Annotated in this window: 21 protein-coding genes and 1 pseudogene; 17 read left to right on the top strand and 5 right to left on the bottom strand. The window is 62.6% G+C overall.

Going from position 1 to position 21,908, the window contains the following annotated elements; translation table 11 throughout:
* The 3 genes and pseudogenes from JX325_RS03680 to JX325_RS03670 form a co-directional block, all read left to right on the top strand.
* A pseudogene (locus JX325_RS03680) lies at positions 1-241 on the top strand (ZIP family metal transporter); the annotation flags it as partial.
* Between the two features lie 317 nt (positions 242-558).
* Positions 559-810, top strand: a complete 252-nt coding sequence (locus tag JX325_RS03675) for a helix-turn-helix domain-containing protein (protein WP_204789818.1) — start codon at positions 559-561, stop codon at positions 808-810.
* Positions 807-1,034, top strand: coding sequence for a helix-turn-helix transcriptional regulator (locus JX325_RS03670; RefSeq protein WP_307819243.1), 228 nt, complete (start codon positions 807-809; stop codon positions 1,032-1,034). Before JX325_RS03675 ends, JX325_RS03670 begins: the two co-directional genes overlap by 4 nt.
* 37 nt (positions 1,035-1,071) lie before the next feature.
* On the opposite strand, the gene JX325_RS03665 is transcribed toward JX325_RS03670, so the two are convergent.
* Positions 1,072-1,503: a hypothetical protein gene (locus JX325_RS03665; RefSeq protein ID WP_204789817.1), complete on the bottom strand. Its 432-nt coding sequence runs from the start codon at positions 1,501-1,503 to the stop codon at positions 1,072-1,074.
* A gap of 176 nt (positions 1,504-1,679) precedes the next feature.
* On the opposite strand from JX325_RS03665, the gene htpG reads away from it, so the two are divergent.
* The 11 genes from htpG (at position 1,680) to atpC (ending at position 13,044) form a co-directional block, all read left to right on the top strand.
* A complete protein-coding gene (gene htpG, locus JX325_RS03660; RefSeq protein ID WP_204789816.1) occupies positions 1,680-3,563 on the top strand; it encodes a molecular chaperone HtpG in 1,884 nt (627 codons plus the stop codon).
* A 143-nt stretch (positions 3,564-3,706) separates the two neighbouring features.
* Positions 3,707-4,159: a MarR family winged helix-turn-helix transcriptional regulator gene (locus JX325_RS03655; RefSeq protein ID WP_204789815.1), complete on the top strand. Its 453-nt coding sequence runs from the start codon at positions 3,707-3,709 to the stop codon at positions 4,157-4,159.
* On the top strand, positions 4,156-5,538 hold the full coding sequence (locus JX325_RS03650; protein ID WP_204789814.1) for an MATE family efflux transporter: 1,383 nt from the start codon (positions 4,156-4,158) through the stop codon (positions 5,536-5,538). The genes JX325_RS03655 and JX325_RS03650 overlap by 4 nt, the downstream gene beginning before the upstream one ends.
* 372 nt (positions 5,539-5,910) lie before the next feature.
* The gene (locus JX325_RS03645; RefSeq protein ID WP_204789813.1) at positions 5,911-6,624 is read left to right on the top strand and encodes a hemolysin III family protein; all 714 of its coding nucleotides are present in this window, start codon (positions 5,911-5,913) and stop codon (positions 6,622-6,624) included.
* A 237-nt stretch (positions 6,625-6,861) separates the two neighbouring features.
* A complete protein-coding gene (locus tag JX325_RS03640) occupies positions 6,862-7,686 on the top strand; it encodes a F0F1 ATP synthase subunit A (protein ID WP_204789812.1) in 825 nt (274 codons plus the stop codon).
* Between the two features lie 39 nt (positions 7,687-7,725).
* On the top strand, positions 7,726-8,085 hold the full coding sequence (locus tag JX325_RS18530) for an ATP synthase F0 subunit C (protein WP_307819242.1): 360 nt from the start codon (positions 7,726-7,728) through the stop codon (positions 8,083-8,085).
* Positions 8,086-8,099: 14 nt separating this feature from the next.
* On the top strand, positions 8,100-8,585 hold the full coding sequence (locus JX325_RS03635) for an ATP synthase F0 subunit B (protein ID WP_204789811.1): 486 nt from the start codon (positions 8,100-8,102) through the stop codon (positions 8,583-8,585).
* Positions 8,572-10,326 carry a F0F1 ATP synthase subunit alpha gene (atpA, locus tag JX325_RS03630; RefSeq protein WP_204789810.1) on the top strand — a complete coding sequence of 585 codons (1,755 nt, stop codon included), beginning with the start codon at positions 8,572-8,574 and terminating at the stop codon, positions 10,324-10,326. The genes JX325_RS03635 and atpA overlap by 14 nt, the downstream gene beginning before the upstream one ends.
* A gap of 1 nt (position 10,327) precedes the next feature.
* Entirely contained in the window at positions 10,328-11,224 is an 897-nt protein-coding gene (gene atpG / locus JX325_RS03625; RefSeq protein ID WP_204789809.1) for an ATP synthase F1 subunit gamma, read from the top strand.
* A gap of 6 nt (positions 11,225-11,230) precedes the next feature.
* Positions 11,231-12,634, top strand: coding sequence for a F0F1 ATP synthase subunit beta (gene atpD, locus JX325_RS03620; protein WP_204789808.1), 1,404 nt, complete (start codon positions 11,231-11,233; stop codon positions 12,632-12,634).
* Positions 12,634-13,044 carry an ATP synthase F1 subunit epsilon gene (gene atpC, locus JX325_RS03615; RefSeq protein ID WP_204789820.1) on the top strand — a complete coding sequence of 137 codons (411 nt, stop codon included), beginning with the start codon at positions 12,634-12,636 and terminating at the stop codon, positions 13,042-13,044. The genes atpD and atpC overlap by 1 nt, the downstream gene beginning before the upstream one ends.
* A gap of 49 nt (positions 13,045-13,093) precedes the next feature.
* On the opposite strand, the gene JX325_RS03610 is transcribed toward atpC, so the two are convergent.
* Positions 13,094-14,416, bottom strand: coding sequence for a sensor histidine kinase (locus JX325_RS03610; RefSeq protein ID WP_204789807.1), 1,323 nt, complete (start codon positions 14,414-14,416; stop codon positions 13,094-13,096).
* A gap of 3 nt (positions 14,417-14,419) precedes the next feature.
* Positions 14,420-15,136, bottom strand: coding sequence for a LytTR family DNA-binding domain-containing protein (locus tag JX325_RS03605; protein ID WP_204789806.1), 717 nt, complete (start codon positions 15,134-15,136; stop codon positions 14,420-14,422).
* Positions 15,137-15,394: 258 nt separating this feature from the next.
* Between JX325_RS03605 and JX325_RS03600 the strand changes: the two genes are divergently transcribed.
* The 3 genes from JX325_RS03600 to JX325_RS03590 are packed head-to-tail and all read left to right on the top strand — an operon-like array spanning position 15,395 to position 19,044.
* Positions 15,395-16,153, top strand: coding sequence for a TraX family protein (locus JX325_RS03600; RefSeq protein ID WP_204789805.1), 759 nt, complete (start codon positions 15,395-15,397; stop codon positions 16,151-16,153).
* Between the two features lie 12 nt (positions 16,154-16,165).
* Positions 16,166-16,912 carry an ABC transporter ATP-binding protein gene (locus JX325_RS03595; RefSeq protein ID WP_366916622.1) on the top strand — a complete coding sequence of 249 codons (747 nt, stop codon included), beginning with the start codon at positions 16,166-16,168 and terminating at the stop codon, positions 16,910-16,912.
* Between the two features lie 2 nt (positions 16,913-16,914).
* The gene (locus JX325_RS03590; RefSeq protein WP_204789804.1) at positions 16,915-19,044 is read left to right on the top strand and encodes an FtsX-like permease family protein; all 2,130 of its coding nucleotides are present in this window, start codon (positions 16,915-16,917) and stop codon (positions 19,042-19,044) included.
* Between the two features lie 53 nt (positions 19,045-19,097).
* Here JX325_RS03590 and JX325_RS03585 read toward each other — a convergent pair whose 3' ends face one another.
* Both JX325_RS03585 and JX325_RS03580 read right to left on the bottom strand, forming a co-directional pair.
* Positions 19,098-20,540, bottom strand: a complete 1,443-nt coding sequence (locus JX325_RS03585) for an S-layer homology domain-containing protein (protein ID WP_204789803.1) — start codon at positions 20,538-20,540, stop codon at positions 19,098-19,100.
* Positions 20,541-20,562: 22 nt separating this feature from the next.
* Positions 20,563-21,546, bottom strand: a complete 984-nt coding sequence (locus JX325_RS03580) for an LCP family protein (RefSeq protein ID WP_204789802.1) — start codon at positions 21,544-21,546, stop codon at positions 20,563-20,565.
* Between the last annotated feature and the right edge of the window lie 362 nt (positions 21,547-21,908).

The following is a 21,908-nucleotide window of genomic DNA, read 5'->3' as shown; positions in this document are numbered from 1 at the left end:
GCTGAGGGCCTTTACCGGCGGGATGCTGTCCGGGGCGGTGGAGCCGGTATTCGGCATCCTGGTGGTGCTGATCGCCGCCTGGGCCCACCCTATGATGCCCTGGCTTTTGAGCTTTGCCGCCGGGGCGATGCTGTACGTGGTGGTGGAGGAGCTGGTGCCCCAGGCCCACAGCCGGGCGGGGACCTGCGGGTTTGTCGGCGGGTTCCTGATTATGATGGTGCTGGACGTGGCGCTGGGGTGAAAAACGCGGCGGTTTTAAAACCGCCGCGTTTTACTTCTTCTTCCGGTGCCGCAGGTCATAGAGGAATTTTAGGGTGCGTTCTCCCTCTACCACCCGGCAGAACCTCCCGCAGCCCTCGCAGAGGTCCCGCCCGTTGGACAGAACGTAGTCCCGCTCTGTCTTGCGGNTGTGGTTCATTCGCTTCCAGCAGTCCAGGCAAAATTCGGCCATTTGTACTCGCCCCTATCTTAGTCATTTTTTGGATAATTCCATCATAGAGGGAATGCTAAAGTCNAGTTGNTTCTACTCNATTAATGACTAAAACTGGCTTGGTGAGTATGAGGATATATGACCTGAACGGCAGATTTAACTGTTCCGGACTCCGCATCCGGGAGAGGCGGACAGAACTTGACCTTTCCCAAGAGCAGCTGGCGGCAAAGCTGCAATTAGCCGGACTTGACATTACACAGAAGGCCATCAGCCGGATTGAGACGGGCCTTCGTGTGGTGGCGGATTTTGAAATCCCCTTTTTCGCCGACGCCTTGGGCGTGTCGCCGCTTTGGCTGTTGGAAAGGGAAGACAACGAATGATGGATTTCTGCGAGCGGATACGCGCTTTGCGGGAGGACCGGGATTTGACCCAGACGTTTGTCGCGGAGCTGCTGCATGTGGGACAAAAAACCTACTCGGATTATGAACTTGGCAGGACCCGAATTCCTCTGGACAGCGTGATTATCCTGGCGAAGTACTACAATGTCAGTATGGACTATATCTGCGGTGTCTCAAATGAGTGCCGGCACTTTCCAAGAGCATAGAAAAGACCGAAGGACTTGCATCCTCCGGTCTTTTTATTCAGGTCTTCGCCTTGATCTCCGCCCCGCATTTGGGGCAGGTAATCACAATTTTCCCTTTGCCCGTGGGAACCCGGCAGATGGTCTTGCAGCTCTTGCAGGTAAAATACTTGTGCTCCTTGTCGGCGTGGCGGGCCCTGGCCCCGGCGCTGCGGTTTTTTACGCCGCAGTACCAGTTTACCCACCGCTGATTCTCCATCCGCCGCCGGGAGAGATTCTTGGAAAACGAGCGGAACAAAATCACAATCATCAAAAAGAGCAGCACGCTCTCCAGAACCCGCACGGCCAGCCCCTTCTTCATAAAAAAGCAGACGAGCTCCGCCGCCCACAGGACCAGATACCCCCGGAACAGCGCCTGGTTCAGCTGGTCCCATCCGTTCCGCCCGTACATAAAGCGGGCAATCGCGCCGCCGATTCTCTGGAAGATGCTCATACCCTTGAACTCCTTTGCCGGTCCTGTCGTTTTCTGTTCCCTATATTCTACTCGCAACCAGGCGGACAAACAACCGCTTTGAGCGGAAATTTACAAAATGGTCATTTATTTTCCCCGAGGGCTGTGCTATATTTTAAAGTTGTTAAAAAATATAAAGAAGGAAGTGCAAGCAAATCATGGCAAAAAAACAGTTTAAGGCGGAGTCCAAGCGGCTCCTCGATCTGATGATCAACTCCATTTATACCCACAAGGAGATTTTCCTCCGGGAAATCATCTCCAACGCCAGCGATGCCTGCGACAAGCTCTGCTNCCAGGCCCTCACCGACAGCGCCGTGGGGATGGACCGGGGGGATTTCAAGATCGAGATCACCGTGGACAAGGACGCCCGAACCCTGACGGTTTCCGACAACGGCATCGGTATGGACAAGGCGGACCTGGAGAACAACCTGGGCATCATCGCCTCCTCCGGCTCTTACAAGTTCAAGCAGGAGCTGGGAGAGGACGCCAAGGACACCGACGTCATCGGCCAGTTCGGTGTGGGCTTCTACTCCGCCTTCATGGTCTCCGACCAGATTACCGTGGTGACCCGGAAATACGGGGCGGAGAGCGGGTATAAATGGCAGTCCTCCGGGGCCGACGGCTACACCATCGCCGAATGNGAAAAGGAAACCGTGGGCACGGATATCATCATGCACATCAAGGCCGACACGGAGGACGAAAAATACGGCGAGTTCCTGGAGAACTGGAAGCTCCAGGAGCTGGTGCGGAAGTACTCCGACTATATCCGCTTCCCCATCCGCATGGAGGTTTCCAAAACCCGGAAGAAGGAGGACTCCCCGGAGGACAAGCCGGAGTACGAGACTTATACCGAGGTGGAGACCCTGAACTCCATGGTGCCCATCTGGCAGCGGGCCAAGAGCGAGGTCACCGCCGAGGAGTACAACAAGTTCTACCGGGACAAGTTCCACGACTACGCCGACCCCCAGCGGGTGATTCCCGTCTCCGTGGAGGGCAGCGTCACCTACAAGGCCCTGCTCTTCGTCCCCGGGGCCGCGCCCTTCGACTACTACACCAAGGAGTTCGAGAAGGGGCTTCAGCTCTACTCCAACGGCGTGCTGATCATGGACAAGTGCGCCGACCTCCTGCCGGAGCACTTCCGCTTCGTCCGGGGCGTGGTGGATTCCCCGGATTTGAGCCTGAACATCTCCCGGGAGCTCCTCCAGCACGACCGGCAGCTGAAGGTCATCGCCGGGAACCTGGAGAAGAAGATCAAGGCGGACCTGGCGAAATTCCTGGCGGAGGACCGGGAGGGGTATCAGACCTTCTGGAAGAACTTCGGCCGCCAGCTGAAATACGGCGTGGTGAACGAGTACGGCCGCCACAAGGACCTGCTCCAGGACCTGCTGCTGTTTTACTCCTCCACGGAGAAAAAGCCCGTCACGTTGGACGAATACGTCTCCCGGATGAAGGAGGACCAGAAATATATTTATTACGCCGCCGGGGAGACGGTGGACAAGATTGACAAGCTGCCCCAAACCGAGGGCCTGCGGGACGCGGGGACGGAAATCCTCTACTTCACCGAGGAGGTGGACGAGTTCTGCGCCNAGACTCTGCGGACTTACAAGGAGAAGGAATTCCGCTCCGTGCTGGACCAGGAGATCGAGGAGGGCGCGGAGAAAAAGGCCGAGGAGGAGGCCGAGGCCCACAAGAGCGCCTTTGACTTTGTAAAGGAGGCCCTGGGGGACAAGGTGAAGGAGGTCAAGGCCAGCGCGAGGCTGAAATCCCACCCCGTNTGCCTCACCGCCGGGGAGGGCCTGAGCTTCGAGATGGAGAAGTATTTCCAGGNCGTCCAGCCCGNCGCGTCCATCAAGGCGGACCGGATTCTGGAGCTGAACGTGGAGCACCCCGCCTTCCAGGCCCTGGAGGCCGCCGTGGAGGCGGACCCGGAGAAGGCGAAAACCTACGCCGCCCTGCTGTATAATCAGGCGCTGCTGATTGCGGGACTGCCCCTGGAGGACCCCTCCGGCTATACCGATTTGGTGTGCGGATTGATGAAATAAGCGCTTGCGTGCCCCGGCGAAAGCCGGGGTGCGTTTCTCAAACGGGATATGTTCCGCCGCCCCTTGACAGCGGGGCGGCGGAATGCTATACTCACATAGTTCTAAAAAGAACAGTTTGAAAAAGAACAAAGGAGGACGGGCCTATGATCACCATTGCCCAGCTTACCCGTCTGCCCCGGAAGTTTTCAAAATACTATGACCGGCAGTTTCTCCCCCTGCTGGAAAAGACGGGAATCTCCATGCGGGAGCTTCACGTCCTCCTCTTCCTGGCCAACCACCCCGGCCAGGACACCGCCCGGGACGTGACGGAGCTGCGGGGCCTGGCGAAGTCCCAGGTTTCCCAGTCGGTGGAGGCGCTGACAGGGCGGGGCCTTCTGGCCCGGCGGGCCGACGGGGAGGACCGGCGGGTTGTCCACCTGGAAATCACGGAACAGGGCGCGCCCCTGGCCCGGGAGGCCCAGGCGGTCCAGGCCGCCTGCGGGCGGCGGCTGCTGGCGGGGCTGACGGAGGAAGAGCAGGCCGTGTTCCTGGCTCTGCTGGAGCGGGTGCTGCGGGAGACGGAAAAATTGAGCGTGGAAAAGGAGCGTTTATCATGAATCAAAAAAGTGTGGACNTGGGCAGNGGGAAGGTAAGCAGGCTCCTGTTCTCCCNGGCCCTGCCCACCATCACCTCTCAGATTGTCAATATGCTCTATAACCTGGTGGACCGAATTTACATCGGCCACATGAAGCCTGTGGACACGGTGGGGGCCCTGGCCCTCACCGGGGTGGGAATCTGCCTGCCCATCATCATGATCATTTCCGCTTTCGCCGCCCTGGTGGGCATGGGCGGCGCGCCCCGGGCCTCCATTCAGGAGGGGCGGGGGGACCCGGAGGGCTCCCAGAGGATCATGGGCAACAGCTTCACCCTGCTGGTGATCACCGCCGTTGTCCTGACGGTGGTATTCCAGAATTTTGCCGAGCCTCTGCTGCTGACCTTCGGGGCCAGCGAAAACACCATTGGCTACGCCCTGGACTATCTGAAGATTTACACCATGGGCACCCTCTTTGTCCAGGTGACCCTGGGCATGAACGCCTATATTACCGCCCAGGGCTTCACCACCGTCAGCATGAAAACCGTCCTCATCGGCGCGGGGCTGAACACGCTGCTGGACCCCATTTTCATCNTTGGCTTCGGCCTGGGGGTCCGGGGCGCGGCCCTGGCGACGATCCTCTCCCAGGCGGTTTCCGCCGCGTGGGTGCTCCGCTTCCTCACCGGGCCGAAGACCAAGTGGCGGCTGCGGAGGGAAGACCTGCGGCCCCGGCCAAAGGTATTCCTGCCCTGCCTGGCCCTGGGGCTGTCCCCCTTTATCATGCAGTCTACGGAAAGCCTCATCGCCGTNTGCTTCAACTCCTCGCTGCTGAAATACGGCGGGGATTTGGCGGTGGGGGCCATGACGGTGCTGTCCAGCATGATGCAGTTCGCCATGATGCCCCTCCAGGGTTTGACCCAGGGCTGTCAACCCATCATCAGCTACAACTTCGGCGCCCGGAACGCCCGGCGGGTGAAGGATGCGTTTGTCTGCCTGCTGAAATCCTGCGTNGTTTACTCGGCAGTCCTCTGGGCGGCGGTGCAGCTGTTTCCGCGGGTGTTCGTGCAGATTTTCAACAACACCCCGGAATTGGTGGATTACGCCGCCTGGGCCCTGCGCATTTACATGGGCACCACCTGCCTCTTCGGCGTCCAGATCGCCTGCCAGCAGACCTTCGTGGCCCTGGGAAACGCCAAGACCTCTTTGTTCCTGGCGGTGCTGCGGAAGATCATTCTTCTGATCCCCCTCATCTATATCCTGCCGAACTTTTTCGCCGATAAGACCTTCGCCGTCTTCCTGGCGGAACCGGCGGCGGACTTCCTGGCGGTGACCGCCACCGCCTCCATGTTTGCCGTTCAGTTTAAACGGAGCATGGCGGAATTGGAGGGGAGCGCTGAAAAATGAGAATCGGGAAGCCGGGCCAGACGGTCCGGTTTCTTTTTTGGAAATGGGAGGCTTGGCTGTGCGGCTCCGCTTTTGTGAAAANNCGAATNGCCNCGGGAGAGAGGAAACGCCGCCTCCCGCGGACGGGACAGCGCAGCTCCGCAGCCCGCGCTAGTTAAGCTAGCGGGTACAATTGGAAGCACGCTGGAAAAATATGAAAAATTTCAGCGATTTATCCAAAGATTTCCGCGCCGGCTTGTGCTAAAATCCAGGGCGTTGGGATAGATTTAAAATATTTCGCAAAAACTACTTGCAATATAAATGCAAATCGTGTAATATGGTTTTAGAAACTATATTACACGATATGAGCAGCTTGCGCTGAGGAGGAGCATTATGGAGGCCGTTTTGACGAAACAGGAATTGCAGCGGGCCCGCCTGCGGGCGGTCCGCCGGGCGAAAATACAGGCCCGGAACGAGCCGCCCCGGCTGACGCTGGGGGCGGAGGTCTTCAACGCCGTGAGCCACGGCCTGGGGGCCCTGGGTGCGGCGGCGGCGCTGACGCTGCTGCTGCTCCGGTCCCAGGGGGCTATGGAGCTGCTGGCCTCCTGCGTTTACGGAATCAGCATGGTGGCGATGATGCTGATGAGCTGCGTCTACCACGCCATGCCCGCCGGCTCCCAGGTGAAGCGGGTCTGCCGGAGGTTCGATTACACGTCCATCTATCTGCTGATCGGCGGCACCTTCGCCCCGATTCTGCTGGTGTATTTGGGCGGAGCCGCCGGGGTGGCCATCTTTTGCGTCCAGTGGGCGGTCATCCTCACCGGCGTGACGCTGGTGATGGTCTTCGGCCCGGGCCGCTGGCGGGCCCTGCACTTCACGCTGTACTTCCTNATCGGGTGGAGCGGGCTGGTATTCCTGCCCCGGATGTACCTTTACAGCCGGACCCTGCTGTGGTTCATCTTCGCGGGGGGGCTGGCCTACACCCTGGGGATGATCCCCTTTGCCGGGAAGAGGAAGTATGACCACTGTGTCTGGCACATCTTCGTCCTGGCGGGGGCGGCCCTGCACTGGGTGGGCATTTACACCCAGATCTACGCCCTCCGCTGACCCAAGCCAAGCCGGAAATCCGGACTCCATCCTCCCGGGAATGGGGTCCGGATTTTTTTCGCGCCCTCCGGGCATCAAGGACGTGTTAAAGTTTGGGCCGGGAAAGGATTTACGCAAGCGTTTTCGCTCTTGAAAGACTTGACTTTTCCGGAGGAGTTACTATAATCAAACCGTAGCAAATCCACGCCCCCTGCCCGCGGGCCTGGGCGGGGGAGCTTGGGAGAGAGGGGATGCTTGATGAAAGAACATAAAAAGGGCCTGGCGCTGTGGCTGGCCGCAGTCCTGGCGCTGCTGGCGGGCGCGCTGCTGGCGGGGTCTCCCGGCCAGACGGAAACCGTGAAGGAGGCCATGCGGGACGCCGTGCTCCACGATGTGAACCGGATCAGCCTCTTCGGGCTGAAGGAGGTGAACCCGGGGCTGATCTCCGCCTTTACGGTGACGCTGATGCTGCTCCTGGCCGCCGCCTGTATCCGGGTCTTCGTGATTCCGAGGTTCCAGTACAGGCCGGGGAAATTTCAAATGCTGCTGGAGGAGGTGGTGGGCCTTTTCAGCGGCATGGCGAAAGGCAGCAGCCCCCACCGATGGGGCTTCCTGGGGGCCTATATCTNTGCCGCCGGGGCCTACATCTTCGTGGGGACGCTCTTCGAGCTGCTGGGCCTCCAGGCCGTCACGGTCCACGGCCACCCCATCACCCTGCCCGCTCCCCTGTCCGACGTGAACGCCGCCATTGCCATGGGGACCTTTTCCTACTTGACGATTCTCTCCGGCGGCATCGCGGTGAACGGGGTAAAGGGCGTGGGGAAGACGCTNAAGNNNTTCTCCCTGCCCATTTCCATGAGCTTCCGGCTCTTCGGCGCCCTGCTCAGCGGGCTGCTGGTGACGGAGCTGGTGTACTACTACGTGAGCCTGAGCTTTGTGCTGCCGGTGATTGTGGGCGTGCTGTTCACCCTGCTTCACGCGCTGATTCAGACTTATGTGCTGACCATGCTGACGGCCCTGTATTACGGCGAGGTGTCCGAGCCCTCCCCGCCGAAGGAGAAGAAAAAGCGCCGGGCCGCCTGAGCGGGGCCTGAAAACAAACATAATGGGAGGANTTTTGTGATGAGCAAGTTTGTANAGAAGCTGTGGATGCTGGGCCTGGTGCTGCTGCTGGCGGCGGCCCTGGCCGTGCCCGCCCTGGCGGCGGAGGAGGAAACCGGGGCGCCCAACGCCCAAGAGGAGGTCCAGGGAGAGGACGCCTCCGGCGGAAAGGGCCTGGCCTCCGCCGTGGCCATCGGCCTGGCGGCCCTGGGCGGCGGCCTGGGCATGGGCATCGCCACCGGCAAGGCGGTGGAGAGCATCGGACGCCAGCCGGAGGCCGAGAGCANGATTCGGACCATGCTGATGCTGGGCCTGGTCTTTATCGAGACGGCCATCATCTACGCCNTGCTGGTGGTCATCCTCATCATCTTCGTGTTGTAAGGCAGGTGGAGGCTGTGAATATTCCCCTGAATGTTGACTGGCAGCAGATTCTGCTGCACTGGATGAACCTGGCCATTCTCACCGGCGGGNTNTACTTCCTGCNCTACAAGCCGGTGAAGCAGTTCATGGAAAAGCGGGAAGCCTATTACCGGGATTTGGAGGATCAGGCCGCCGGGAAGCTCCGGGAGGCGGAGGAGCTGAAAGCCGCCTACCGGGCCAAGCTGGACGGGGCGGAGGAGGAGATCCACCAGGCCCGGGCCAAGGCCCAGGCGGCGGTCCAGCAGTCCGTGGANGAGCAGATGGCCCAGGCGAAGCAGATCGTCGCCAAGGCCAAGGAGGAGGCCGCCAGCAGCCGGGAGCAAATCATCCGGGAGTCCCAGCGGGAGCTGCGGGAGCTGACGGTGGCCGCGGTGAAGAAGCTGACGGTGAAGGCCGACACGGACCTCTTCGACCAATTCCTGAATTTGGNGGAGGGAGGAGGAGCCCATGAGGACCACTAGAGGCAGCCTCAAGGCGGAGCTCCGCAGCGCCGTCAAGCCCACGGAGGAACAGCTCCGGCGCTTTGAGAAATTTCTGGCGGACAAGTACAAGCGGAAAATTCCCCTGCAATGGGAGGAGGACCCGGCGCTGAAGCAGGGCTTCCGCCTCCAGGTGGGGGCGGACATGTACGACTGGACCTTGCAGGGCCGGGTGCGGCAGTTCCGGGACTATGTCCGGGGACTGGAAAGCGGGGCTAACGACATTCTGCCCCTGATGCGCCAGGCGGTGGAGGACTGGACCGTGGCCGTGGCCCCCGAGGAGATCGGCGAGGTGACGGCGGTGGACGGCGAGATTGCCTCCGTCAAGGGCCTGGACCACGCCCAGTATGGCGAGATTTTGCTGTTCAGCTCCGGCGTGAAGGGCATGGTCCAGGATCTGCGCCGGGACGGCGTGAGCTGCATCCTCTTCGGCAGCGGCGAGGAGGTCTGCGCCGGAAGCATGGTCCGCCGGACGCTGAAAACCGCCGGCATGCCGGTGGGCGAGGGCTTCCTGGGCCGGGTGGTGGATGCCCTGGGCGTCCCCGTGGACGGCAAGGGCAAAATCATCGCGGAGGCATACCGGCCTATTGAGACTCCGGCCCCTGGCATTCTGGACCGCCAGCCGGTGAACACCCCTATGGAGACGGGCCTTTTGGCCATCGACTCCATGTTCCCCATCGGCCGGGGCCAGCGGGAGCTGATCATCGGCGACCGCCAGACCGGAAAGACGGCCATCGCCCTGGACGCCATCTTGAACCAGAAGGGGAAGGACGTGGTGTGCGTCTATGTGGCCATTGGGCAGAAGACCGGCAGCGTGGCCCAGATTGTGGAGAACCTGAGCCGCCGGGGGGCCATGGAGTACACCGCTGTGGTCACCGCCCCGGCCAGCGCCTCCGCCGCCCTTCAATATATCGCGCCCTACGCGGGCTGTGCCCTGGGGGAGCACTTTATGCGCCAGGGCCGGGATGTGCTGATTGTCTACGACGATTTGAGCAAGCACGCCATCGCCTACCGGACACTGAGCCTCCTTTTGGAGCGCTCCCCGGGGCGGGAGGCCTACCCCGGCGACGTGTTCTACCTCCNCTCCCNCCTTTTGGAGCGGGCGGCCCACCTCTCCGACGAGCTGGGGGGCGGCAGCATGACCGCCCTGCCCATTGTGGAGACTCAGGCGGGGGACGTGTCCGCCTATATCCCCACCAACATCATTTCCATCACCGACGGGCAGATCTTCTTGGAGAGCGATTTGTTCTTCGCGGGCCAGCGGCCCGCCGTCAACGTGGGCCTCTCCGTCTCCCGGGTGGGCGGCGACGCCCAGACCAAGGCCATGAAGAAGGCCGTGGGAACCCTCCGGCTGGATCTGGCCCAGTACCGGGAGATGGAGGTCTTCACCCAGTTTTCCAGCGACCTGGACGACGCCACCAAGCGCCAGCTCCGCTACGGCCAGGGCCTGATGCGCCTTTTGCGCCAGCCCCGGTACGCGCCGCTGTCCCAGCACCAGCAGGTCATCATCCTGGTGGCCGCCATGGCCCGCGTGTGTCAGGATGTGCCCCTGGAGCGGATGGACGCCTTCCGGGCCCATCTGCTCTCGGAGGTGGAGGCGGAGGCCCCGGATTTGTGCAGCCGCGTGGACCGCACCGGCCGGCTGAGCCCGGAGGACCGGGAGGAGATAGCCGGCCTGGCGAGGCGGGCTTTGGAGAGCTTCGCAGGAAGGAAGGACGGCTGACATGGCGGGAACCAAGGAGCTCAAGACCCACATTGAGAGCGTGGGAGAGACCCGGAAAATCACCAACGCNATNTATTTNATCGNCTCCACCAAGCTCCGCCGGGCCCGGCAGGAGCTGGACCAGACCCGGCCCTACTTNGAGGCCCTCCGGGGGGAAATCCGGCGNATTTTCCGCACGGCCTACAACGTGGACAGCCGCTTCTTCTANCCGATGGGCAGCGACGCGCCCTTGAAGGGGACCTATGGCTGCCTCCTCATCACCGCCGACAAGGGTCTGGCGGGGGCCTATAACCAAAATGCCATCCGGGTGGCCCAGGAGCTTTTGGAGCGGCACCCGGACACGAAGCTCTTTGTGGTGGGGGAATACGGACGGCGGTTTTTCGACCAGCGGAAAATCCCCATTGAGCACAGCTTCCTCTACACCGCGCAAAACCCCACTATGGCCCGGGCCCGGGAGATCAGCGCGCTGCTGCTGGACGGCTTTGACCGGGGGGAGCTGAAGGAGATCTACCTCATTTACACGGACATGGAAAGCGCCATGAGCGCCCAAGCCCGCTCCACCCGGCTCCTGCCCTTCCACCGGACCCACTTCGCCGGAGCCCCGGCGTGTGAGGGGGCCATGACGGAGCGCTTCGAGTTCTACCCCGATGTGGGGACCGGGCTGAACAGCGTTATGNGGAGCTATGTCACCGGCTTTATCTACAGCGCCCTGATCGACAGCTTCTGCTGCGAGCAGAACGCCCGGATGAGCGCCATGGACAACGCGGACCGGAACGCGGAAAAGCTCCTGGGGGAGCTGTCCCTCCAGTATAACCGGGTCCGCCAGGCGGCCATTACCCAGGAGATTNCGGAGATCNCCGCCGGGNCCCGGGCCCAGCGCCAAAAGAAGGGGAGGTAACCGAATTTGGAAAGAGGCATTATTGTACAGATATCCGGCCCTGTGGTGGACGTGGATATCCAAAGCGGAGAGCTTCCCCGGCNGCGGGAGGTGCTGACCGTGGAGAAGGACGGCGNCCTCCGGGTGATGGAGGTGGCCCAGCATGTGGGGAAGCGCACGGTGCGCTGCGTCATGCTCTCCCCCAGCGAGGGCCTGGCCCGGGGCCTGGCGGTGGACGTGCCGGATAAGACCATCGAGGTGCCCGTGGGCACGGCCACCCTGGGGCGGATGTTCAACGTCCTGGGCCAGCCCATCGACGGCGGCGGCCCCGTGCCCGAGGGCACGCCGAGAAAGAGCATCTACCGCAAGCCCCCGGCCTTTGACGAGCAGAGCCCGGCGGTGGAGATTCTGGAGACGGGCATCAAGGTCATCGACCTCTTGGAGCCCTATCCCCGGGGAGGCNAGATCGGCCTCTTCGGCGGCGCGGGCGTGGGCAAGACCGTCCTCATTNAGGAATTGATTCACAACGTGGCCACGGAGCACGGCGGCTACTCCATCTTTACCGGCGTGGGAGAGCGCTCCCGGGAGGGCAACGACCTCTGGCGGGAGATGCGGGAGAGCGGCGTCAGCGAGAAAACCGCCCTGGTCTTCGGTCAGATGAACGANTCCCCCGGCGTTCGGATNCGGGTGGCCNTGGCGGGGCTCACCATGGCGGAGTACTTCCGGGACAAGGAGCGCAAGGACGTGCTGCTTTTCATCGACAACATTTTCCGCTTCGTCCAGGCGGGCAGCGAGGTATCGACCCTCCTGGGCCGGATGCCCTCCGCCGTGGGCTATCAGCCGACGCTGGCCAACGAGATGGGAGAGCTTCAGGAGCGGATCACGTCCACCAAAAACGGCTCCGTCACCTCCGTCCAGGCGGTCTACGTCCCCGCCGACGACCTGACGGACCCGGCCACGGCCACCACCTTCGCCCATTTGGACGCGACGACGGTGCTGAGCCGGAAGATCTCCGAGCAGGGCATCTACCCGGCGGTGGACCCCCTGGCCTCCTCCTCCCGGATTTTGGAGGCGGACGTGGTGGGAGAGCGGCATTACCGCGTGGCCCGGACCTGCCAGGAGATTTTGGAAAAGTACATGGAGCTTCAGGACATCATCGCCATCCTGGGCATGGACGAGCTCAGCGAGGAGGACCAGAAGACCGTGGCCCGGGCCCGGCGGCTCCAGCGTTTCTTTGCCCAGCCCACGACAGTGGCGGAGAAGTTCACCGGCATCCCCGGGGTCTACGTCCCCTTGAAGGACACCCTGGAGAGCTTTGAACAGCTGGTAAACGGCGAGCTGGACCAGTACCCGGAGGCAGCTTTCTACAACGTGGGTACCTGGCGGGACGTGGTGGAGAAGGCGAAAAAGATCGAGGCGGGTGAGGCGTGATGGAAGTCTTTCAGGCCCACATCCTGGCGGCGGACCGCTCCTTCTACGAGGGGCCCTGCGTCAGCCTGACCGTCCCCACCAGCGACGGGGAGCAGGGCATCCTGGCCCATCACAGCGACATGATTGCCGCCATCCTGCCGGGGACCCTGCGCTACCAGACTCCGGAGGGGCCCGTCCAGCTGGCCGCAGTGTCCGGCGGCATGGTGAAGATTGAGAAAAACGAGGTCCTGGTGCTGGTGGACTCCGTGGAACGGCCCGAGGAGATCGACGCCGCCCGGGCCCGCCGGGAGGCCGACGAGGCACGGGAGGCCATGCTCCAGAAGAAGCGCCGCCAGGAGTACCAGCTGGCCCAGGCGACCCTGGCCCGGGCCATGAACCGCCTGCGGGTGAAGGGTACGGAAATCAAATAGCAAATAGAGCGAAACGCGCCTCTCCCCAGATGGGAGGAGGCGCGTTTTTTCACGGCAGCAGAGGCAGGCACACCACCAATTGAAACCGCCCGCCTCCGGCCCGGGTCTCCAGGGACCCGCCCAGGCGCTCCGCGATTTCCCGCATCCCCGCCAGGCCGAAGCCGTGGGACGTCCTGTCCGCCTTGGTGGTGGCAAGGTCCGGGGCCAGCTCCCCGGCGTAGGCGTTTTCCACCCGGAGCATGAAAAGGCCCTTTTCCGCCCGGAAGCGGAGGGTGACGGTCTTGTCCTCCGCTTCCTCCGCCGCCTCCATGGCGTTGTCCGCGGCGTTTCCCAGCAGGGCGCACAGGTCCACCCCTGCCAGGGGCAGATCCTTGGGCAGGGACACGGAAAAGTCCGCCGTGAGGCCCGAGCGGCCCATGGCCTCCGCCTTGGAGGAGAGAACGGCGTTGGCCGCGTCGTTTTCGCACAGCCGCTTCCCGCCCCGGAGGGCGGNGGAGTCGGCAAGCTGGTCGATGTATTGCAGGGCCTTGCCGTCCTCCCCCATGTCCACCAGGCCCCGGAGGGCCGTCAGGTGGTTCCGCAGGTCGTGGCGGAGGGTGCGGACCTGCCGCTCCTCCCGCTGGAGGCCTTGGTAGTAGCTTTCCCGGAGGGAGGCCAGCTTGTCTGCCTCCTCCAGCCGCTGGTGGTTTTCCAGTACCAATATGGCGTACAGCAGGGCCAGGGAGGTGAGGAAGATAAAGGGGAGCACCGCTACCCCCAGATTCATAATCAGGCCGTGGAGAAGAGCGTTGCTGTAGATATAATCCGACTGGAGAAGGGGCAGCAGCACCACCGCCAGCAGCGAGCTGAAGGGCATGGCGGCCAGGAGCAGCACCAGATTCCAAAACCGGGGGGAGAGCTGGGGCGGGCGCTTTGGCAGGTGTTTCCGCGGCGCCAGGTACAGCAGGGCCCAGACGGCGAGGCGGATGAATTTACTGCTGTAGTAATACAGATCGTCCAGGCCGAAGTTGGCCATAATGGGGCCATAATAGGTATCCAGCACGGCGTTGACGGACATGATGAGGCAGAAAAAGATGACCGTCAGCGTCAGCCGCCCGGCCCGGTCCCCCTTGGAGGCCAGCAGGAGCACGGGGAAAAAGAACAGCAGGATGAACAGCAGATTGGTGTCCCCCAGCCAAATCACCATGTCGGAGATGCTGCCCAGAAACAGGACCAGCGCGATTCGCCAGCCCCGCCGGGGTTTCACCGCCAAAAAGGCGGACACGATCCGAAAGAGGAAGAAGCCGCTGGTAAACACCAGGATCAGCCAGAACCAATTTTGAAAGCAGAGCAGCAGGTATTCCGCCAGGCTGATTAAAAACGTTGAAGCCATGGCCTAGCCCTCCAGGGCCGTCCGGGCCAGGGCGGCCAGGGCGGCGGAGCGGCAGGCCCGGCTGACGGGAAGCGCCTCGCCGCCCACAAAGACCTGACTTCCCTCCATCCGCTCTACGGCGGCGGTGTGGACCAGATAGCGCTGGTGGACCCGGACGAAGGACTCTCCCACGTCCCGCTCCACGTCGTCCAGCTTGCCGTAAAAGGTATAGGTCCGGGCGGCGGAGACGCAGGTGACCTGCCGCCGGTCGGAGGCGAAATAGAGAATGGTCTTCTTGGGAATCCGGTACAGCGTCTCGCCGCTGCGGCAGAGGAAGGCCTGGTCCCCCTCCCGGAGGCGGGCCTCCGCCGCCCGGTCCAGCACGCCGTCCAGCTGGTCCGGCTTGGGGGGCTTCATCAGGTAGCCCAGGGCCCCCACGGAATAGCCGTCGAACACGTAGTCCGTGTAGCCGGTGACAAAGACCAGCAGCAGCCCCTCGTCCGCCNCCCGGAGGCGGCGGGCGGTCNCCATGCCGTTCAGTTCCCCCATTTCAATGTCCAAAAATACCAGGTCCAGCTCCCCGGCGTGGCTGCCCAGCCAGCGGAGGAGGCCCTCCCCGGAGGAGANTTCAAAAAAGGACGTGTCCGCCCCGCTCCGCCGCCGCTCCAGAGCCCGCTCCAACGCGGCCCGGAGGGCGACGCGGGCGTCGGCGCTGTCGTCGCAGATGCCGATTCGCAGCATGGTATCATCTCCTTGTGGTTTGCTGGGGCTATTATAGCACATTACCGGCGGTTCGCCAAACCAATTATGACGGCAAAAGCGCCAAAGATGACGCCGCTTGCGTCGGAGCCCCCAAACTTTACAACAGACCCGCCAAAGAGAGCGGCCCCATTTGCGGGGGCCGTTTTTTTGCGCTATTCTGGCAATGGAAGCGGACGTAAGCATTTACAGCCGGACTTCCGTATCAATCGCTGCCACAGAATAAAGGAAGTGCTTGCTATGAATTGGAATTCCATCCGCGCCGCCCTGACCACCCCCACGGAGGTCCCCCGGCAGGGGCCCCGGCTGCAAACGNATTTGGACACGGACCTTTTGAAGCTCGCCGCCATCGTTTCCATGCTCATCGACCATGTGGGCGGCGCCTTCTTTCCGGAGGTCGGGGCCTTCCGCTGGATTGGGCGGCTGGCGTTTCCGATTTTCTGCTACTGCCTGACCGTGGGACTGCTGTACACCCGAAACATCAAGCGGTATCTGGGCCGCCTGGCGGTGTTCGCCGTGGTCTCCCAGCCCTTCTACGTCCTGGCCTTCCACCCCCATGACTGGATGGTGGACCGGAATTGGAGCAACTGGAACATCTTCTTCACCCTGTTTTTGTCCCTCCTGGCCATGTACGGGCTGAAGGAGCGGAAGTGGTGGCTGTTCCTGGGGGCCTTCTTCGCGGTGAGCTGGTGGAACTTCGACTATTCCGGCATCGGGATTCAATTGATGCTGATTTTCTTCCTCTGCCGGAACCACCCCAAAATTGGCGCGGCCCTCTATGTGCTGACCTACCTGCCCTGCCTCTGGGGCGGCTATCTGGAGGACCCGCTGGCCTTGAAGCTGGGCGGCTTCGCCGTGGACTGGGCTGTGTTTGCCCTGCTGGCCGCGCCGCTGATCTTCCTCCCCACCCGCTCCGGGCTGAAAATCCCCAAGTGGTTCTTCTACGCCTTCTATCCCGCCCATCTCGCCGTCATTGCGGCAATTCAATTCATGCTGTAAGAAAGGATGACTATGATGCTGACTGTAGAAAATCTGTGCAAATCCTATCAAGTGGGAAAGACCTCCTATGAGGTGCTGAAGGGAGTCTCCCTTCAAGTGGGAAAGGGTGAGTTTGTGGCCGTTATGGGCCCCTCCGGCTCCGGCAAGACCACCCTCTTGAACTGCATTTCCTGCTACATCCCCGCCGACTCCGGCAGTATCCGCCTGGGGAAAACCGAGCTGGCCCGCCTGGGGGAGGACGCCCTGGCGGAGGTCCGCAACAAGCAGCTGGGCTTCGTCTTTCAGGACTTCCTCCTGCTGGACGGCCTGACGGTGCGGCAGAACATTTTGCTTCCCGCCATCATCGGCGGCGTCGTCTCCGGCATGACGGAGCAGCGGGCGGATCAGCTCTGCGAGGTCTTTGGCATCGCGGGCATCCGGGACAAATACCCGGCGGAGATCTCCGGCGGCGAGAAGCAGCGCACCGCCGTGGCCCGGGCCCTCATCAACCACCCGCTGCTGATTCTGGCCGACGAGCCCACGGGCAACCTGGATTCCAAGTCCACCCGGGCGGTGATCCGCTCCTTTGAGCAGGCCAAGAGCGCCCTGGAGGCCACGATTTTCATGGTGACCCACGACTCCTACGCCGCCTCCTTCTGCGACCGGGTGGTAATTCTCCGGGACGGCGTGGTCTGGAAGGTGCTGGAGAAGGGGGCCACGGAGCGGGAGACGTTCCAGGACCAGCTTCTGGACGCGGTCCGGGAAATGGGGAGGGAATAACCATGCGCCATTTTTCCGAAGTTTATGCCCTGATGCGCCGGAGAAACAAGAAGCAATACGCGCTCCTCTCGGGCTGCTGCTTTTTCTCCGTGCTGNTGATTACGGCCTACGTCTGCATGATGCAGGCCCCCACCATCCTGAACGTCCTCCCCGAGGGGGGCGACAGCCGCAAGCAGGTCATGATGATCTTCACCCTGGCGGTCATCGGCTGCGCCGTGTTCACCACCTACGCCTCCGGCCTCTTCTTCCGGCAGAAGTCCCGGGAGACCGGCGTGTTCCTGGCCCTGGGGGCCACCCGGGCCCAGGTGCGGGGGGAGCTGTACCGGGAGCTGGGAGTGATCTCCCTGGGCTCCTGCGCCGCCGGGGCCGCCCTGGGCGGACCGCTGGCCTGGGTGNTGTGGCAGGTGTTCCGTCTCTGCGTGGTGGATACGGAGGAGATGCGGCTGGTGTTTGACCCGAACGCCTATGTATTGTCCCTGGCCTTCTCCGCCTTTGTCATCGCCATGATGTTCTTCCTGGGGAGCCGGTCCGTGAAGCGGACCAACATCATCGACATCGTCCAGGAGTCCCACAAGTCCGAGCCCATCCGGGATGTCCCCCGGTGGTACGGGCCCGTTGGCATCGGCCTGCTGGCCCTGGGGGGCTTTCTGGGCTATATGTCCTCCGTCTTCTTCATAAGCATTCTCCACTGGTATCCCCCCGAGGGGCTGACCGCGGTCTTTTACGTCCCCGCTTTGATTGGCCTCTATATGATTCTCCTGCACACGGTGGTCAACGGCTGGAACGGGAAAAAGAAGCTCTACAAGGACCTGATCGCCACCAGCCAGATGCGCTTTCAGGGCCGCCAGACGGTGCGGAACATGCTGGTGATGACCCTGCTGATTGCCGGCGCGTACTTCGGCAGCTTCTACACCCCCATGCTGGGCACCGGGTCCATGATTGAATACGATACCCGGCCTGTGGACTATGTGTATAACTTCCGGGCGGACCAGGACATCCCCCTGGAGGAGGAGGTCCGGGCCCTGGCGGAGGAGTACGGCGTGACCGTCACGGACTTCGCCGCCGTCCCCATGCTCCGCCTGGCGGTGGACGGCGAGGACCACATTGAGGAGGAGGGCCCCATGGGCACCACCTGGCGCGCGGAGTACAAAGAGGTCATGAGCACCGAGCTGTTTCTTTCCGCCTCCGGCTACGAGGCTTTGACGGGGGAGCATGTGGACCTGGCCGGCGGCGAGATTCGCGGCGTCGTCGACNCGGAGNGGAGCAAGCTGGNCTTTGNCCCNGACAAGAGCCNTGTGACCAACTATCTGACCGGGGAACAGCTCCCCGTCACGTCCCTGGAGCCCCTGCGCTATGACAGCCTCTTCGGGCGCTATGTGATGAACGACGCCGACTTTGCCGCCCTGGGGGCGGGCCTGACGGAGGAGTGGCGGGAGACCCAGGTCTGCTTCAACGTGGAAAACTGCGAGGAGACCTATGACTTCGCCAAAGCCCTGTTCAACGAGATTGTGGACCACTCCACCATCGAGGTGGCCCAGTTTGACGGCTGGGACCCGGTGGTCCGGGACCAGTACCTGGCGGAGGAGGGCGCTTACTTCCTGGACCGGGAGAACTGCGCGGAATACGGCTTTACCGTCATCGACTACGCTCAGCGGGACAGCTCCGCCTTCCGGATGAACTGGCAGTACATGCCTGCGTTCCGGATTTTGGACAGGATGGACTTTGTAAAGACGATGGCGGTGTTCCTCATCCTCTTTGTCTTTGTGGNTGTGGTGTGCTTTGCCGCCGTGTTTGTNATTGCCTATACCCGGTGCATGACCATCGCCCTGACAAACCGGAAGGTCTACGACGACCTCAGGCATTTGGGGGCCTCCAACGCCTATCTCCGCCGCTCCGTCCGGGGGCAGGTGAAGCGGGTGTTCCTGGTGCCCGCCTTGGCGGGCACGGGGTTGATTTACGCCTTTTATGTCATGATTATGTACTTCAACGGCAGTCCCGCGGGCATTACGCCCAGCGAGGCGGCGGGCCTCCTGGCCAACCTGGCGGTGGTGGCGGCGGTGTCCGCCCTGATCTACGGCGTGTACCGCCTGACCCTNGCCCAGGTGTGCCGGGCCCTGGACATCCGGCGGTGAGCCTCCAAAAGACGGCAANGCGGCGCGGGNACAAGTCCCCGCGCCGCCGGCGCTTACAGGATGCTTTTTTCCGCGTGGATCTTCATGGACTGCTGCGGGGTCATGGCGAAATAGTCGNAGATGGTTTCGCTGCCGCTGTCCCCCCAGGTGGTGTCGATGTGGTACTCCGTGCCGTCCAGAATGGCCACGGACCAGATGTGGTCCCCCTGGATGATGGTGGAGCATTGGATGCCCTCCAGCTTTAGAAGCAGGTTGTAGGCCCCGGTGTAGCCGTCGCAGACGGCGGTCTTTTTGGCGAAGAGGCTGTAGGGGATGTGGCTGAGGGAGTCGTCCTTGGCGTGGTAGTCGTAGGCGCAGTTGTCGCAGATCCAGTCGTAGTAAACCAAGGCCTTTTCCTTCTCCGTCATGTCCAGGCGGAGGGCTCCCTCCTCCCAGAGCCGGTCGTGGACGGCGGCGGCGGCCTCTATGCTGGCGGCCCGGTACTCCTGGGTGCGCCGCCCCGCCCCGGCGGCGGAAAAGCTTAAGGTCACCAGCTCCCGGCTCCAGGTGCAGTGGACCTGGTTATAGCCCTGCTCGCAGTGGTCCTTCATCACGGCCAGGGACTGGTCCATGAGCTGGCGGGACTTCTCCTCGGAGAGGCCGGGCAGGTGGAACACCAGCTGGTCGCTGCCCTGGGCCAGCATGTAGCGCAGGGCGCTTTCCAGCTCCTCCTGCGTGGAGGGGGAGGGCACGAACTCCCCCGGCTCCACCAGGTCCGGCAAGGTGGCGCCGGCGGCGCTGTAGAGGTGGCTGAGATCCCACTGAGGCCGGACCCGCAGGGCGGGGTCCAGCATACGGGTGAGCATGGCGGCCAGGGCCCCCCGGGTGATGGGCTCGCCGGGGAGGAAGGAGCCCGACGCGTCGCTGCCCGTGGAGACGCCCTTGCGGTAGAGGTCCAGGATATCCTGATAGTAGGGGGTGTACTCGCTGACGTCGGAGATGAAGCGCCGGGAGGAGTAGGCCACGGTGACCAGTTCCCCGTGGACAGGGGGCAGGGCCTCCTCCGGCAGGACGCGGGCCAGGACGTGGGCCACCTGGGCCCGGGTGGCGGGCTCGTAGAGCTCCATATAACCGCCCACGAAGTCCGCCTCCAGCGCGCCCTCCGCCTGGAGGTAGCGCAGGTAGGCCAGGGCTCCCGGGGTGCTCTCCCGGCGGTAGGCCAGGGCGGCCTCGGCGTCCCCATCCCGGTAGAGACCCCGGACGCGCCCGGCGAAAATGACGGCCTGTCCCAGGGTCACCGGGTCCCCCGGGCCGAAGGTGCCGCCGTCCTTCCCGTTGGAAAGGCCGTACTCATAGAGGGCCGTTACGTTGTCGTAGAAGGGGGAATCCGGCGTCAGGTCGGAGAACTCCCCGGCGTAGGTCCGGCCGCGGGCAAAGCCCGCCGCCTGGGCGGCCTGGGCGGGGAGGGCCAGCAGCAGGCAGACGGCCAGCAGCAGGGCGGAAAACGTTCTTTTCATGGCGTTCCTTTCGGACGGTGGGTTAGGTTAAAATGTTCAGATCCTCCGCCGTGCGGTCCTCGGTATAGGGGTTCAGGTACTGGTTTACCATGGCCAGAACCTCCTCCTGGTCCAGGTAGATGTAGGGGTCGTGCCACTCGCCGGGAAGGGTGGCGAAGCTGATGTTGTCCATTCCCATGTTAAGGACCTCTCCGCCCAGCCAGGCCAGGTTGCCCGCGTTGAGGTCGGTTTCCACATAGTTGATGAAGATGCCGCACAGGTCCGGCAGCTTCAAGGCGATCTCGGGGGTCATCAACTGCTTGGCCACGGCCTTCAGGAAGTCCTGCTGGGTCTGCATCCGGCCGATGTCCTGGGAGGCGTNGGCGCTCCGGCAGCGGACCACCTTCAAAGCCTCCTCCCCGCTCAGGTGNCGCATGCCCTTGGCGCAATGGATGGAAAGGNTCTGATAGGGGTCTTCATAGTGCATGTCCACCGGAATGTAAAAGTCCACGCCGCCGATGGTGTCCACCAGGGCCTGGAACCCCTTCAGGTTCACCAGCACCGTGTAGTCCACCGGGATGCCCAGCTGGCCGGATATCGTGTCCGCCAGCAGCTCCATGCCCCCGGCGTTGTAGGCGAAGTTAATTTTGCGGTTTTTCCCGTTGATGCTGGATTTGGTGTCCCGGGGGATGCTGACACCGTATACATAGCCGTTTGGCACGTCCACGGCCACCAGGATGTTTGTGTCCGTGCCGCCGTTGTCGTCGTCCCGGCCGGAGAGCAGGATGGTCCAGAACTGGGGCTTGCGCTCGTAGTGGGAGCGGAGGGCCTCCGCCTCCTCGTCGGAGAGGCCGTCCGAGACGGCGGGGGTGTTTACCCGCTGGATCATGACGGAGTCCCCGGCTTTCTGGTCCGGGGCCCGGAAGTAAACCCGGACCACGGCGTAGCACAGCCCGATGAGGATGAACAGCAGCAGCAGGGTCACAAGCCAGGGGCTGCGCTTCCGGCGGCGAAGTCTGGATGCCATGGGAAACCTCCTGTGCGCCCACCGCATGGGCGCGTATCATCAAAAGTAAGCGCGGGAAAAGGCCCGTCCAAAGGCGGAACGGGGATGTTTGCTTCATTATAAAGCGGTCCCCGGAAAAAGACAAGAGAAAAAATAGCGGCATCGCCGCTATTTTTTCTGCCGGAATCTCGTGGTTTCTGTCATTTCTTACAAGGGATTTAAAATATTTTCAGAAAGTTTACAACTTAGACAAATTCTCGCCATCCTTTTCCGGCTCCGCCGTGTTTTCCGCCGCCGGGGGAGCCGCCGCCAGCTGTTCCAGCAGGACCTTGATGTCCGCCAGAAGCTGGTTCTGGTAGGACAGGGCGCAGCGGATATAATGC

It is taken from the genome of Oscillibacter sp. CU971 (assembly GCF_905219725.1).
In the GTDB taxonomy this organism is placed as follows: domain Bacteria; phylum Bacillota; class Clostridia; order Oscillospirales; family Oscillospiraceae; genus Oscillibacter.
Note: the sequence above shows the minus strand (reverse complement) of the source record. Positions and strands in the feature narration are given on the sequence as shown.